This is a genomic window from Xylanimonas protaetiae, from assembly GCF_004135385.1.
In the GTDB taxonomy this organism is placed as follows: Bacteria; Actinomycetota; Actinomycetes; order Actinomycetales; family Cellulomonadaceae; genus Xylanimonas; species Xylanimonas protaetiae.
On record NZ_CP035493.1, the window covers coordinates 1,156,901 to 1,171,323 of the forward strand.

A 14,423-nucleotide genomic window follows, 5' to 3' on the forward strand; every position below is an offset into this window, starting at 1 on the left:
CACCAGAGGTCGTGGCCGGCGCCGCCGCGACCGCACCGCCCCCCTGCCACGAGGAGGACACCCATGGACGCCCCACCCCTGTCAGCCCCCGCCGCCGTCGCCACCGACACGGCCGCCGCACGACTGCCCCGCGCGCACTTCACCGCGATCGCCCTGCTGCTCGCCTCGACGTTCGTCGTCATCCTCAACGAGACGACCATGAGCGTCGCGCTGCCCCCGATCATGGCCGACCTGGGCATCACGGCCGCCACGGGCCAGTGGCTCACCACGGTGTTCATGCTGACCATGGCCGTGGTCATCCCCGCGACCGGGTTCCTGCTCACCAAGCTCGGCACGCGCGTCTCGTACCTGCTGGCGATGTCGCTGTTCTCCGCCGGCACCGCGCTGGCCGTCGTCGCGCCCGCGTTCGGCGTCCTCGTCGTCGCGCGCGTCGTGCAGGCCACCGGCACCGCGATCATGATGCCGCTGCTCATGACCACGGTCATGAGCCTCGTGCCCGCGCGGCAGCGGGGCAAGGTCATGGGCAACGTCTCCCTCGTCATCTCGGCGGCGCCCGCGCTCGGGCCCACGCTCTCGGGCGCGGTGCTCGACCCGCTGGGCTGGCGCGGGGTCTTCGGCGTCGTGCTGCCCATCGCGCTGGCCGCGCTGATCGTTGGCGCCGTGCTGATCCGCGACGTCTCGGAGCGCGACCACAAACGCCTCGACGTGCTGTCCCTGGCGCTGGCCGCGCTCGGCTTCGGGGGGCTCGTCTACGGGCTGTCCTCGCTGGGCGAGGCCGCGGCCGGTCACGTGCCGGTCCCCCCGGCGGTCCCGCTCGCCGTCGGCGTCGCGTTCCTCGGGCTGTTCGTGTGGCGCCAGCTCGTGCTCCAGCGCGTCGACGACGCCCTGCTCGACCTGCGCGTCTTCGCGTCGCGCGGGTTCTCCACAGGCCTGGGGACGCTCGCCGTCGCGATGCTCGCGATGTTCGGCTCGTTCATCGTGCTGCCGCTGGTGCTCCAGCGGGCGCTCGGCCTCGAGCCGCTCGCCACGGGCCTGCTCGTGCTGCCCGGCGGCCTGGCGATGGGCCTGCTGGGCCCCGTGGTGGGCAACCTCTACGACCGCGTCGGCCCGCGCCCGTTGGTCGTCCCCGGCGTCGTGCTCGCCACGGTCGCGTTCGCCGGCCTGGCCATGGTGCGCCCGACGACGGAGTGGTGGTTCGTCCTGGCCGCGCACGTGGTGCTCAGCCTGGGCCTCGCGCTGCTGTTCACGCCCCTGTTCACGACGGCGCTCGGCTCGCTGCAGCCGCACCTGTACTCGCACGGCTCGGCCGCCGTCGGCACGGTGCAGCAGCTCGCGGGCGCCGCGGGCACGGCGATGTTCGTCGCGCTGCTCACGGCCCGCTCCACGACGCTGGCCGAGTCCGGCGCCCACCCCGCCGAGGCGCTGACGGGCGGGGCGAGCCTGGCGTTCGTCGTCGGCGCCGCGGTCATGGCGGCGAGCGCCCTGCTGGCCGTCACGCTGCGCAGGCCGCCGGCGTCGGAGGACGACGTCCCGATCGGCGGACACTGACCGGCGGGCACTGACCGGCCGGTCTCACTGGCGCGACTCGCCTGCCAGGCCCGGCCACCAGGCCGGCCCGGCCGGCGGACGTGCGGTTACGCGCGCGCCGCCCACCAGCTGCGGAGCTCGGCCTCGGCGCGCTCCGCGCCCAGCGGGCCGTGCTCCATGCGCAGCGCGAGGAGGTGCTGGTACGCCTCGCCCACCTCGCGGCCGGGGCGGATGCCCAGGATCGCCATGATCTGCGTGCCGTCGAGGTCGGGCCGGATCGCGTCGATCTCCTCCTGCGCGCGCAGCGCCTCGATGCGCTGCTCGAGGTCGGTGTAGGAGTCGGCGAGGCGCTGGGCCTTGCGCTTGTTGCGCGTCGTGGAGTCGGCACGCGTGAGGCGGTGCAGGCGCTCGAGCAGCGGTCCGGCGTCGGTCACGTACCGGCGCACGGCCGAGTCCGTCCACACGCCGTCGCCGTACCCGTGGAAGCGCAGGTGCAGCTCCACGAGGCGCGAGACGTCCTTCACGACCTGCTTCTCGTACTTGAGCGCCTTGAGGCGGCGCGCGACGAGCTTGGCGCCCACCACCTCGTGGTGGTGGAACGAGACGCCGCCGCCGGGCTCGAAGCGCCGCGTGGCGGGCTTGCCGACGTCGTGCAGCAGGGAGGCGAGACGCAGCACGAGGTCGGGCGCGGGCACGGGACCGTCGGGCCCGGTCTCCTGCGCGATGGCCTGCTCCAGCACCGTGAGCGTGTGCTGGTAGACGTCCTTGTGCCGGTGGTGCTCGTCGATCTCGAGCTGGAGCGCGGGCAGCTCGGGCAGCACGTGGTCGGCCAGGCCGGAGTCCACGAGCACCTCGAGGCCGCGGCGCGGCCGGTCGGAGAGCAGCAGCTTGGAGAGCTCGGCCTGCACGCGCTCGGCCGACACGATCGAGATCCGGCCCGCCATCGCGACGAGCGCCGCGAGCGTCCCCGGGTCCACCTCGAACCCGAGCTGGGCCGCGAACCGCGCGGCGCGCATCATGCGCAGCGGGTCGTCGTCGAACGACCGCTCCGGCGCGACCGGGGTGCGCAGCACGCCGCGGGCCAGGTCGCCGAGCCCGTCGAACGGGTCGACGAAGGTCAGGTCCGGCAGGCGCACGGCCATCGCGTTGACGGTGAAGTCGCGGCGGGACAGGTCGCCGTCGAGCGTGTCGCCGAACGCCACGACGGGCTTGCGCGACGCCGGGTCGTACTCGTCGGTGCGGTACGTGGTGACCTCGACGACGACGTCGGCGGTCCCTCCGGAGCGGGCGAAGCGCCGCGCCCCGATGGTGCCGAACTCCTTGCCGATGTCCCAGTGCGCGTCGCCCCAGCGCGCCAGGATGTCCTGCGTCTCGTCCGGCGTCGCCGACGTCGCGAAGTCGAGGTCGTTCGACGCGCGCCCCAGGAACGCGTCGCGCACGGGGCCCCCGACCAGGGCGAGCTCGTGGCCGGCGGACCGGAACAAGGTCCCGAGCTCGATCGCGGCGGGGGCCATGGACGTCAGGGTGCGCAGGGCGCGCAGCAGCAGGTCCTGCTCAGGGGTCGGCACGGGACGATTCTCCCCGATGCGCGCCGCGTGGACCGCCCGGGGCGTCCCGCGACGCCCCGGCCACGGACGAACGGGCCGAACCTCCTCCCGCGGTCGGTAGGGTTGTGGACATGCATGGGCAGGCGACGGCGGGCGACGAGCGGGACCCGCGTCCTGCCTCTCCGCCCGTACCTCCGGGCGGGAGCCCGCTCCGGGTCGACCCGACCACCCTGCGCCCCTCCCCCGGGTCCGCGCCGGGCTCGGGCGGCCTCGCCCCGTTCCCCGCGCCCGCCCCGCACGCCGGCCACCTGCCCGTGGTCGAGGAGACGTCGGCCGGCGGCGTCGTCGTGCGCCCGGCCGACGACGGCGAGGAGGGCCCGCAGGCCGCCGTGATCGTGCGCCGCAACCGCGCGGGCCGCCTCGAGTGGTGCCTGCCGAAGGGGCACCTCGAGGGCGTCGAGACGCCGCAGCAGGCCGCCGTGCGCGAGGTGCGCGAGGAGACCGGGATCGCCGGCCAGATCCGCACGAACCTCGGCGTCATCGACTACTGGTTCTCGGGCGAGACGCGCCGCGTCCACAAGGTGGTGCACCACTACCTCCTGGCCATGACGGGCGGGCGCCTCACGGTCGAGGACGACCCCGACGGCGAGGCCGAGGACGCGTTCTGGGTCCCCGTCGCGACCCTGCCCGACCGCCTCTCGTACCCGAACGAGCAGCGGCTCGCCGTCGTCGCGCGGCAGCTGCTCGGCCAGGCCCCCGGCCTGGCGACGCCCGGTCCGTCGCGGTGAGGCGCACCGCCACGCCGCGACGGGCGGGGGGCCGGTCCCGCCGTCTGCGGCTGCCCGCCTCCCTGCTCGCGGGTGCCGTCGCGCTGCTCGCGGGCCTGGCCCCCGCGGCCGTGGCCGCGCCCTCGCCGACGCCGTCGGCCGCCTCCTCCGGGGCGGCCGCGACGGCGGAGGCGGCCGACGCCGCACCCCGGCTCACGCTCCAGACGCTGACGCCGGCGGTGGCCCGCCCGAGCGACCACCTGACCCTGACCGTCAAGGTCACGAACCCGACGCCGCGCGCCCTCAAGGGCGCGACGCTCGACCTGGCCGTCGACTGGGCCCGCATCACCCAGCGCAGCGCCCTGGCCGACTGGGCCGACGGCGACTCCACCCGCCGGCTGAGCACGCAGCTCCACGAGCCGGTCCCCGAGCTCGCGCCCGGCGCGAGCACGACCGTCACGCTCGCGCTGGCCGTCGACGCGCTCCACCTCGGGCAGGGCGCGCGCGGGCCGCGCGCCCTCGCGGTCACGCTGCACCACGGCGGCGACACCGTCGCCGAGCTGCGCACCTTCCTGCTGTGGGACCCGCAGTCCGCCGACGACGCCGCGGCGGACGCGACCGACCCCGTCCGGCTCTCGCTGCTCGCGCCCGTCACCGGCCCGGCGGTCGACCCCGCGAACCCCCTGAGCACCGACCGGCTCGCCGGGGTGACCGCCCCCGGCGGGGCGCTGGCGCGCACGCTCGCCGCCGTCGAGGTCGCGCAGCAGTCCACGGGCACGCACGGGGCGCTGGCCCTCGCCGTCGACCCTGCGCTCGTCGCCACGGCCGCCGCCTCGGACGACGCCCAGATCTCGGCGTGGGCCGGGGCGGTCGCGCAGCGCGGCGACGTCACCGACGTCTACCCGCTGCCGCCGTACGACCCGGACCTCGCGGCGCTGGCCCACGGCAAGCTCTCCGACGCCGCGCTCCAAGCCGCGACGTCGACCCCGCTCCCCGGCGGCTGGACCGTGCCGCCGACGTGGGGCCCGCCGCTCGCGTGGCCGGCCGGGACGACGGCCCCCGACCTCGTCACGCTCGCCGCGGCGCGCACCGCCGGGCTGGGCACCGCCGTCCTGCCCACCGGGTTCGGCCCCACGTCCGGCACCGTGACCGGCCGGGCCACGGTCCCGACCCCGGAGGGGGACGTCGCCGCGCTCGTCGCGGACCGGACCCTGTCCCGTGTCCTGACCGAGGCCACCGACACGGCCTCCGCGCCCGCGGCGGAGTCCACCGCCCAGTCCGTCCAGCGCCTGCTCGCCGAGACGTCGGTGGTCGCCACGCAGCGCGCGGGCGACGAGCCGCACCTGCTCGCCGTCCTCCCCCGCGGCTGGGCGCCCGACGTCGACGCGCTGCGCACCACCCTCGCGGCGCTGACCTCCAGCGGCTGGGTGCAGGCCGCCCCCGTGTCCGCGCTGCTCGCGACCGACCCGCCCCAGGTCAACCGCATCCCGCTGCGGGACTCGGAGCCGCAGGACGACGAGCTGTCGCCCGGCGACGTCCGCCGGCTCGACGTCGCCCGCACCGAGCTCGACGACCTCGCCGCCGTCGCGCACGACCCGAACGACATCATCGCCCCCCTCGCCCCCGCGCTCGCCGCGCCGACGTCGGTCGCGTGGCGGGCGGCGCCCGAGGCCCGCGCGGCCGCCGTCACCGCCGCCGTCGACGCCGTCAAGGGCACCCGCGGCTCGCTGTCCGTCTCGGCCACCGACGTCACCCTCATCTCGGCCTCCGGCGCGCTGCCCGTCATCGTCACCAACACGCTGCCGACCGATGCGACCGTCACGGTCGTGCTGCGCCCCGACACGCAGCGCCTCGTCGTCGACTCCCACCCCACGCAGGTGGTGCCGGCGAACGGCCAGGCCCGTTTCGACGTGCCCGTGCGGGCGCTCGGGTCGGGCGACGTCGAGGTCACGGTGCAGGTGCTCACCCCCAACGGGGCCGAGGCGGCCGCGCCCATCACGCTGCGCCTCAACGTCCAGGCCGGGTGGGAGACGGCCGGCACGGCCGTCGCCGCCGTCGCCGTGGGCCTGCTGTTCGTGGCGGGCATCTGGCGCACGGTCAAGCGGGGCCGCTCGGCCCGCCGCACCGTCGACTCCGCGGTGACCGACCCCGTGATCCCCAGCGACGCCGAGAGGTCCCGATGACCGACGCCACCGCCACGTCGGACGCGAACCTCCGGCGCGGCTCGATCCTCATGTCGCTGGGCACGTTCGCCTCGCGCGCCTCGGGGCAGGTCCGTGCGGCGCTGCTCGTCGCCGCGGTCGGCAGCGTCGGCACGGTCGCGGACGCGTTCGACATCGGCAACCGCCTGCCCAACATCCTGTTCGCGCTCATCGCGGCCGGCGTGCTCCAGGCCGTGCTCATCCCGCAGATCCTGCGCGCGATGAAGGCGCACGACGCCCAGGTGCGCCTCGACAAGCTCCTGACGCTGTCGGGCCTGGGCATCCTGGTCATCACGGTCGTGCTGGCCGCGCTGACGCCGTGGATCGTGCGGCTCATGACGCTCAAGGGCGGCTGGACGCCCGAGAACCGCGAGCTCGCGGTCGTCTTCGCGTACTGGTGCGTCGCGCAGGTGTTCTTCTACGGCCTGTTCACGCTGCTGGGCCAGGTGCTCAACGCGCGCGGCCGGTTCGGGGCGTACGGCTGGGCACCGGTCGCCAACAACATCGTGTCGATCATCGGCTTCGGCGCCTTCGTCGTCCTGTGGGGATCGGCCCCGAAGACGGGCATCCAGGACGTCTCCGCGTGGACCACGGCGCAGACGGCGCTGCTGGCCGGCACGGCGACGCTCGGCATCGCCGCCCAGGCCCTGCTGCTGATCATCCCCCTGCGGCGCAGCGGCTTCCGCTGGCGCTTCCGCCTCGGCCTGCACGGCATCGGCCTCCGCTCGGCGGGCAAGGTGGTCGGCTGGACGCTCGGCGCCGTCGTGCTCGAGCAGGTGGGCACGTTCTTCCTCACCAACTACACGTCCGCCGCAGGCCAGTCCGCGGCAGAGTGCGCGGACGCGGCGAGCAGGATCGTCGACGACGTCGCCCGCGCGGCGGCACAGGCCGCCTGCCCCGTCGTCGCGGGCAACGCGGCCTACTCGAGTGCCCTCACGATCTACCTCCTGCCGCACTCCCTGGCCGTCGTCTCGCTCGTCACCGCCCTGTTCCCGCGCATGAGCGCGGCGGCCAACCGCGGCGACCTCGACTCCGTCCGCCGCGACATGTCGACGGGCCTGCGCACGGCCGGCATCTTCTCGGTGATCTCCGCGACGGTGCTGCTCGTGCTCGCCCGGCCGCTCGTCAAGTCCCTCTTCCCGACCATGAGCCTCGCGATGGTCGACGTCGTGGCGCCCGTGCTCCAGGCGATGTCGCTGGGGCTGGTCGCCCTGGGCATGACCGTCATGGTCAAGCGCATGTACTTCGCGTTCGAGGACGGCCGCGGCATCTTCGTCATCCAGGTCTTCGCGACCCTGAGCATGGTCGTCGCGCTCTTCGTCGCCACCCAGTTCCTCCCCCAGCAGTACTGGGCGGTCGCCGCGGCGGGCTCCTACGCCCTGTCCACCTGGATCTCGGTGCTGCTGCGCATCCGGGGCATGAGCGCCAAGCTCCGCGGCATGGACGGGCCCCGCATCCTGCGCCTGTACGTGCGCGCCGCCCTGGCCGCCGCGGTCGCCGGGCTCGCGGGCTGGGGCGTGGCCGCGATGCTGGGCGCGGACGGCCCGCTGACCTGGGGTCGCGCGCTCCTGGTCAGCGCCTGCGCCGGGGCCGTCATGCTCGGCTTCTACCTCGTAGCCCTGCGGACCCTGCACGTGCGCGAGCTCGACGACGCGCTGCGACCGCTTCTGCGCCGTCTGCGGCGCCGGTGAGCGGCGATGACCGTGCGCCGGGCGCCGCACCCCTACGATGAGCGGACCGGACGCCCGATCGAGCGCCCGACGCCCGTCCGGTTGAATGGACCGCAGCGGGCCCGAGCCCGCCGAGACCCCAACGAGGAGGCCAGGTGAGCACCGTCCCGCCCGGCGGCCCCATGCCCGGAGCTGCTTCCGTCCCCGCCGTCACCGCCGGGAGCGTCGTCGTCGACCGTTACCGCCTCGAGCAGCCCGCGGTGACCGACCTCGCCGACGCCTCCGTCTGGCAGGCGCGCGACACGATCCTGGACCGCCCGGTCCGCGTGACCTTCCTCGACGGGTCGCACGCGACGTCCGCGCTCGACGCCGCCCGCCGCGCCGCGCTCGTCTCCGACCCGCGCCTGTCGCGCGTGCTCGACGTCGGCACCACCCGCATCTCCGCCGTGCAGCTCGCGTACGTCGTCACCGAGCCGTACACCGGGTCGACGCTCACGGAGATCGTCTCCAGCGGGCTCGTGGACGCGCAGCAGGCGCGCGCCGTCGTCGGCGAGGCCGCCGCCGCGCTCGACCTCGCCGCGCAGCGCGGCGTCCACCACCTCGCACTGCGGCCCGACGCCGTCCGTGTCGACGGCCACCGCGTCGTCGTCACGGGCCTCGGGCTCGACGCCGGTCTCGCCGGCGTGGAGGGCGCGGGCCTGGACGGCGCCGCCTCCGACGCGCGCGACCTCGCCGCCCTCGCCTACTACGCGCTCACCGCACGCTGGGCGGGCGACAGCCTCGACGAGCCGTGGCTCGCGTCCGACGTGGTGCGCCCGCTGCCCGCACAGGTCGACGAGCACGGCGTCCCCGTGCCGCTCACGTCGCTCGTGCCGCACGTCGACCCGGTGCTCGACGGCCTCGTGCGCCGCGCGCTCGGCTCCGCCGGGGACGGCCCGACCGGCCCGGGCGACGTCGCCGCCGCCCTGCGCCCGTGGGGCGAGGTGTCCGTCGTCGCCGCGCTCCCCGGGTTCGTGCAGCCCTCCGGCGGCGCGCCGGTGCGGCAGTCGGTGCGCCCGGCGCCCGGCGCCGTCGGCACGGCTCCCGGTGGTGCGCCCGTGCGGCGGCCCACGGGGCGTATCGCCCGGGCGTCGAGCATCCCGGCCGCCGGAGCCGCAGGCGTGGCCGGGGCTGCCGCCTCCGGGGCCGTCCCGCCGCCTCCCCCGCCCCCGCCCGGGTACGCGGCCCCCGGGGGCGCCTACCCCGGGTCCGCCTACCCCGCGACGGCCGGGTACCCGCAGGGTGCGGCGTACGCCCAGCCCGGCGCCGCACCCCAGCAGACGCCTCCGCCGTGGGACCCGCAGTACGCGCAGCAGGGCTACGGCCAGCCCGCGGCCGGTCCGCAGGGCTACGCCCCGCAGGCCGCCGCACCCCAGGGGTATGCGCCCCCGCCCGCGGCGACCGCCGGCCCGCCGACGGGCGCGACGCCGTTCACGACCGAGGCCGTCCCACGACGTCGGGGCGTCAACCCCACCCCGATCGTGCTGGGCATCCTCCTCGTCGCCGTCATCCTCGCGGCGGGGTGGGCGATCAGGACGGCCCTGGCGCCGTCGGACGGCACGGCGGAGGCGAACGTCTCGGTCTCGCCGTCGGTGGCGGACGGCACCACGGCGCCCGCCGACGGCGGAGCGACGGCCGCCGCCCCGCCGGCCACGGAGGTGCGCCCGATCATCCAGTCCGGCGACCAGGTGGACCCGTTCGGCAACGGCCAGGGCGAGAAGCCCGAGGCCGCGCCCCTGGCCTGGGACGGCGACCCGTCGACGTTCTGGTACACGTATACCTACAACTCGCCGCAGTTCGGCGGGCTGAAGGAGGGCGTCGGCTACGTGATCACGCTGCGCGAGCCCGCCCCCGTGAACTCGATCACGCTGCTCACGAACAGCACGGGCGGGAACGTCCAGGTCCGCAAGACGACGGCCGACAAGCCGACCGAGGGACCGGTCCTCGCCGAGGGCCCGTTCGCCCCGACGACGGAGCTGAAGTTCGCGCAGCCCGAGGTCGGCGACACGTTCGTCCTGTGGATCACCGAGCTGCCGCAGTCCGCCGGCCGCAACCGGCTCGAGCTGAACGAGATCACCCTCCAGTAGGCGCCCGGCGGCACGGGTCGTACGGTTCGTGCCGCCGGAGGAACATCGACGCCCCCGGGCGTGTTACCCAGGCGGTGCACCGCCGTCGCCGTCCGCCGGACGGTCGGCAGGCGCCGCACAGAAGGAGATCTGAGTGACTGAGCAGGCCACCCCCATCGTCCACGACGTCGTCATCGTCGGCTCCGGCCCTGCGGGCTACACCGCCGCGGTGTACGCCGCCCGCGCGGGCCTCGCGCCCGTCGTGATCGCCGGGTCGGTGACCGCCGGCGGGGCGCTCATGAACACCACCGAGGTGGAGAACTTCCCGGGCTTCCCGGAGGCCGTGCTGGGCCCGGACCTCATGGACAAGATGCGCGAGCAGGCCGAGAAGTTCGGCGCCACCGTGGTCTGGGACGACGCCGAGCGCGTCTCGCTGACGGGTGACGTCAAGGAGATCGTGACGGGCGGCGACGAGACCTACCTCGCGCGCACCGTCATCCTCGCGACGGGTTCCGCCTACCGCGAGCTCGGGATCGAGGACGAGAAGCGCCTCTCCGGCCGCGGCGTCTCGTGGTGTGCCACGTGCGACGGCTTCTTCTTCCGCGACCAGCACATCGCCGTCGTCGGCGGCGGCGACTCCGCGATGGAGGAGGCCACGTTCCTGACGCGGTTCGCCTCCAAGGTCACGGTGGTCCACCGCCGCGACGCGCTGCGCGCGTCGAAGATCATGGCCGAGCGTGCGCTGGCCAACCCGAAGATCGAGTTCGCCTGGAACAGCGAGGTCGCCGGCATCGACGGCGACGCGCAGGTCAGCGGGCTCGCGCTGCGCGACACCGTCACCGGGGAGCCGCGGTCGCTCGACGTCACGGGCCTCTTCGTGGCCATCGGCCACGAGCCGCGCACCGAGCTCGTCAAGGGCCAGGTCGACCTCGACGACGAGGGCTACATCCTCGTCGAGGGCCGCTCGACGCGCACCAACCTGCCGGGCGTGTTCGCCTGCGGCGACGCCGTCGACCACACGTACCGCCAGGCCATCACGGCCGCGGGCTCGGGCTGCTCGGCGGCCCTCGACGCCCAGGCCTACCTCACCACGCTGGACGACGCCCTCGTGGGCGCCGCCGCAGCCTCTTCGTCGAAGGAGTGAACCGATGACTGTTGTTGTCACGGACGACACGTTCAAGGCCGAGGTGCTCGAGGCCGAGGGCACCGTGCTGGTGGACTTCTGGGCCACCTGGTGCGGCCCGTGCCGCATGGTCGCGCCGATCCTGGAGGAGATCTCCGAGGAGTACGCCGACCGGCTCAAGGTCACGAAGCTCGACACCGACGCGAACCCGGCCACGACGATGGCGTACGGGATCGTCTCGATCCCGACGCTCAACGTCTACCAGGGCGGCGAGCTCGTGAAGTCGATCGTGGGCGCCCGGCCCAAGAAGGCGCTGCTCGCCGAGATCGAGCCGCTGCTGACCCCGGCGGTCTGAGAACACTTCCACCCGAGGGCCGGTGACCTGCGAGAACAGGTCACCGGCCTTCGTCGTTCCCGGTTGCACAGACATCACAACACACTCACAACATTCGATCGTTCGACGCCTCGCGAGGTTTGTGAGTGGTCTGCGTCGGGTGTACCCTGACGCGCATGGCCCGCAAGCTCCCGGCTGACCTCGTCACACGCCTCCTCGAGGAGGGCCTCGGCCCACGCGCGATCGTCGACCACCTGCGGGAGCACGAGGGCATCGAGGTCTCCCCCCAGGCGATCTCGACGTTCCGCAAGCGGCACACGGGCGTGCCGGCGCAGCACTCGACGCGTCGCGTCATCCCGTGGGACGTCCGACCGGAGCACCGCTCCAGCGGCTACCGCCGGGCCATCCTCGCGTTCGAGCGACGGGCCCAGGGCCGCACCCTCACCGGCGAGGAGCGCCGGAACCTCGACCACGTCGAACGCACCCTGCGCGAGACGGATCAGGTGATCACCTATCAGCAGGACGAGGGATGGACCCTCGTCCCCGCCCGACCCGGGATCGACACCGGGATCATCAGAGAGCCGGAGGCCGCGATGACCGAGCAGCCCATGCACCCGACGCACCCGCAGCAGCTGGGCGGCGCCGCAGCCGCCGCCGCGGACGTGGCGGCGGCAGGTGCCGGCGAGGGCACCCGGCTCGACCCCTGGTTCGGTGCCTACGCGCAGCGCGCGCACGGCATGCGCGCCTCGGAGATCCGCGCACTGTTCTCCGTGGCGAACCGGCCCGAGGTCGTCTCGCTCGCCGGAGGCATGCCGTTCATCCAGGGCCTGCCCCTCGAGGTGATCGGCGAGTCGATGAAGCGCCTCATCATGACCAAGGGCGCCACGGCGCTCCAGTACGGCTCCGGCCAGGGCGACGTCGAGCTGCGCGAGCGCATCCTCGAGGTCTGCGCGCTGGAGGGCATCACCAACGCCCACCCCGACGACGTCGTCGTCACGACCGGCTCGCAGCAGGCGCTCGACCTCGTGACCCGCATCTTCGTGGACCCGGGCGACGTGGTCCTCGCCGAGGCCCCCTCCTACGTGGGCGCCCTCGGCGTGTTCAGGTCGTACGAGGCCGAGGTCGAGCACGTGCCGATGGACGCCCACGGCCTGGTCCCCGAGGCGCTGGAGGCGGCGCTGGTCGAGGCCCGCCGGGCGGGCAAGAAGGTCAAGTTCCTCTACACGATCCCGAACTACCACAACCCCGCCGGCGTCACCCTGACCCTCGAGCGCCGCCACCAGGTGCTCGAGATCTGCCAGCGGTTCGGCGTGCTCATCGTCGAGGACAACCCCTACGGCCTGCTCGGCTTCGACCGCGAACCCCTCCCGGCGATGCGCGCGTTCGACGACGAGGGCGTCCTCTACCTCGGGTCGTTCTCGAAGACGTTCGCGCCCGGCTACCGCGTCGGCTGGGTCATCGCCCCCCACGCCGTGCGCGAGAAGCTCGTCCTCGCGAGCGAGTCCTCCATCCTCTCCCCCTCCAACGCGTCGCAGATGGCGATCACGACCTATCTCGACACGTGCGACTGGAAGGGCCAGATCAAGTCGTACCGCGAGCTCTACCGCGAGCGGCGCGACGCGACCATCGGCGCCCTCGCGGAGTACCTGCCGTCGGCCACGTGGAACGTGCCCGACGGCGGCTTCTACGTGTGGGTCAAGCTGCCTGAGGGCCTCGACTCCCGGTCGATGCTCCCCCGGGCCGTGACCGAGCGTGTCGCCTACGTGCCCGGCACCGCGTTCTTCTACGACGGCCAGGGCGCCGACCACATGCGTCTCTCGTTCTGCTACCCCACGCCCGAGCGCATCCGCGAGGGCGTCCGGCGCCTCGCGAACGTCGTCAACGCGGAGTCCGAGCTGGTCCAGCTCTTCGGGACGAGCGCCCAGCTCGACGACGACCCCCGTGACGCCGAGTACCCCGCCCCGAACCTGGCCTGACCAAGGCCGACACAGCACTCACCCCCGACAGAGCAGGTGAAGCGCCCATGACCCAGTCCCCCACCACCCACCCCGACGTCGTCGCTCCCGGGCTCAGCGGCGTCGCAGGCTCGGAGCATCCCGTCGACGCGGAGGCGCCCCGCGTCGTCGTCCTCGCCGGCGGCCTCTCGCACGAGCGCGACGTCTCGCTGCGCTCGGGTCGCCGCGTCGCCGAGGCCCTCCGGGCCGCGGGCGTGGACGTCTCCGTCCACGACGTCGACGCGCGCCTGCTGCGCGACCTCGACGAGTCCCGCCCCGACGTCGTGTGGCCGCTCCTGCACGGCGCCGGCGGTGAGGACGGCTCTCTGCGGGACGTGCTCGAGCTCGCCGGCGTGCCCTACGTCGGAACCGGCCCCCGCGCCAGCCGCCTGGCCTGGGACAAGCCCATCGCCAAGGAGCGGCTGCTGACCGCGGGGCTCTCGACGCCCGACTGGCTGACCCTGCCGCAGGAGCTCTTCCGCGACCTGGGCGCCCACGGCGTGCTGTCCATCGTCGCCGAGCGGTTCGGTCTCCCCGTCGTCGTGAAGCCGACACGCGGCGGGTCCGCCCTCGGCGTCACACGCGTGACCAGCGAAGATGCTTTGGCGCGGGCCATGGTCGACTGCTTCGCGTACGGAGGCAGCGCCCTCATCGAGCGAGCCGTCGACGGCATCGAGCTTGCGGTCTCCGTCATCGACGGTCCGGACGGGCCCGTGGCGCTGCCGGCAGTCGAGATCTCGGTGGACGGGGCCTACGACTTCGACGCCCGCTACAACCCCGGGCGCGTCGAGTACTTCGCGCCCGCCCGGCTCACGAAGGCCCAGGCCGAGCAGGTCGCCGAGGTGGCCGTGGCAGCCCACCGTGCACTCGACCTGCGACACCTCTCGCGGACCGACCTGATCCTCCAGGCGGACGGCACCGCCCAGGTCCTCGAGGTGAACGTCGCCCCGGGCATGACGGAGACGTCGCTCCTGCCGCAGGCCGCGGTGGCAGCCGGGCACGATCTCGGCGCCCTCTACCGCAGGGTCGTCGAGCTGGTCGCGGGAAGCCGACAGCGCGTGTGAGCCGCTGTTTCACGTGAAACCACAGTCATGTGGTTTCCGGGCGGATGATGGACGCGAACGCCCGCCCCTGGTTTCACGTGAAACCAGGGGC

General features: G+C 74.4%; 10 protein-coding genes. 9 read left to right on the forward strand and 1 reads right to left on the reverse strand.

Annotated elements, in window-relative coordinates:
* The first annotated feature begins 63 nt into the window (after nucleotides 1–63).
* Nucleotides 64–1,548, forward strand: coding sequence for an MDR family MFS transporter (locus tag ET471_RS05210; RefSeq protein ID WP_129186915.1), 1,485 nt, complete (start codon nucleotides 64–66; stop codon nucleotides 1,546–1,548).
* Nucleotides 1,549–1,634: 86 nt separating this feature from the next.
* On the opposite strand, the gene ET471_RS05215 is transcribed toward ET471_RS05210, so the two are convergent.
* Complete coding sequence (locus tag ET471_RS05215; RefSeq protein WP_129186916.1) at nucleotides 1,635–3,095, reverse strand: CCA tRNA nucleotidyltransferase; 1,461 nt, start codon at nucleotides 3,093–3,095, stop codon at nucleotides 1,635–1,637.
* 110 nt (nucleotides 3,096–3,205) lie between these two features.
* Here ET471_RS05215 and ET471_RS05220 point away from each other — a divergent pair, with 110 nt between their 5' ends.
* From ET471_RS05220 to ET471_RS05255, 8 genes are all read left to right on the forward strand, one after another.
* A complete protein-coding gene (locus ET471_RS05220) occupies nucleotides 3,206–3,862 on the forward strand; it encodes an NUDIX hydrolase (protein WP_129186917.1) in 657 nt (218 codons plus the stop codon).
* Nucleotides 3,859–6,024 carry a DUF6049 family protein gene (locus ET471_RS05225; RefSeq protein WP_129186918.1) on the forward strand — a complete coding sequence of 722 codons (2,166 nt, stop codon included), beginning with the start codon at nucleotides 3,859–3,861 and terminating at the stop codon, nucleotides 6,022–6,024. The genes ET471_RS05220 and ET471_RS05225 overlap by 4 nt, the downstream gene beginning before the upstream one ends.
* Nucleotides 6,021–7,733, forward strand: a complete 1,713-nt coding sequence (murJ, locus tag ET471_RS05230) for a murein biosynthesis integral membrane protein MurJ (protein ID WP_129186919.1) — start codon at nucleotides 6,021–6,023, stop codon at nucleotides 7,731–7,733. The genes ET471_RS05225 and murJ overlap by 4 nt, the downstream gene beginning before the upstream one ends.
* Before the next feature lie 134 nt (nucleotides 7,734–7,867).
* Nucleotides 7,868–9,838 carry a protein kinase family protein gene (locus tag ET471_RS05235; protein ID WP_129186920.1) on the forward strand — a complete coding sequence of 657 codons (1,971 nt, stop codon included), beginning with the start codon at nucleotides 7,868–7,870 and terminating at the stop codon, nucleotides 9,836–9,838.
* A 133-nt stretch (nucleotides 9,839–9,971) separates the two neighbouring features.
* Entirely contained in the window at nucleotides 9,972–10,961 is a 990-nt protein-coding gene (gene trxB / locus ET471_RS05240) for a thioredoxin-disulfide reductase (RefSeq protein WP_129186921.1), read from the forward strand.
* Between the two features lie 4 nt (nucleotides 10,962–10,965).
* A complete protein-coding gene (gene trxA, locus ET471_RS05245) occupies nucleotides 10,966–11,295 on the forward strand; it encodes a thioredoxin (RefSeq protein WP_129186922.1) in 330 nt (109 codons plus the stop codon).
* Nucleotides 11,296–12,011: 716 nt separating this feature from the next.
* Nucleotides 12,012–13,250, forward strand: coding sequence for an aminotransferase-like domain-containing protein (locus ET471_RS05250; protein WP_242496503.1), 1,239 nt, complete (start codon nucleotides 12,012–12,014; stop codon nucleotides 13,248–13,250).
* 47 nt (nucleotides 13,251–13,297) lie between these two features.
* Complete coding sequence (locus ET471_RS05255) at nucleotides 13,298–14,332, forward strand: D-alanine--D-alanine ligase family protein (RefSeq protein ID WP_129186923.1); 1,035 nt, start codon at nucleotides 13,298–13,300, stop codon at nucleotides 14,330–14,332.
* Nucleotides 14,333–14,423: the final 91 nt, after the last annotated feature.

Coding starts and splice junctions, on each gene's coding strand:
- trxA (WP_129186922.1), top strand. CDS start 10,966: ATGACTGTTGTTGTCACGGACGACACGTTCAAGGCCGAGGTGCTCGAG.
- ET471_RS05250 (WP_242496503.1), top strand. CDS start 12,012: ATGCGCGCCTCGGAGATCCGCGCACTGTTCTCCGTGGCGAACCGGCCC.
- ET471_RS05220 (WP_129186917.1), top strand. CDS start 3,206: ATGCATGGGCAGGCGACGGCGGGCGACGAGCGGGACCCGCGTCCTGCC.
- ET471_RS05210 (WP_129186915.1), top strand. CDS start 64: ATGGACGCCCCACCCCTGTCAGCCCCCGCCGCCGTCGCCACCGACACG.
- ET471_RS05255 (WP_129186923.1), top strand. CDS start 13,298: ATGACCCAGTCCCCCACCACCCACCCCGACGTCGTCGCTCCCGGGCTC.
- murJ (WP_129186919.1), top strand. CDS start 6,021: ATGACCGACGCCACCGCCACGTCGGACGCGAACCTCCGGCGCGGCTCG.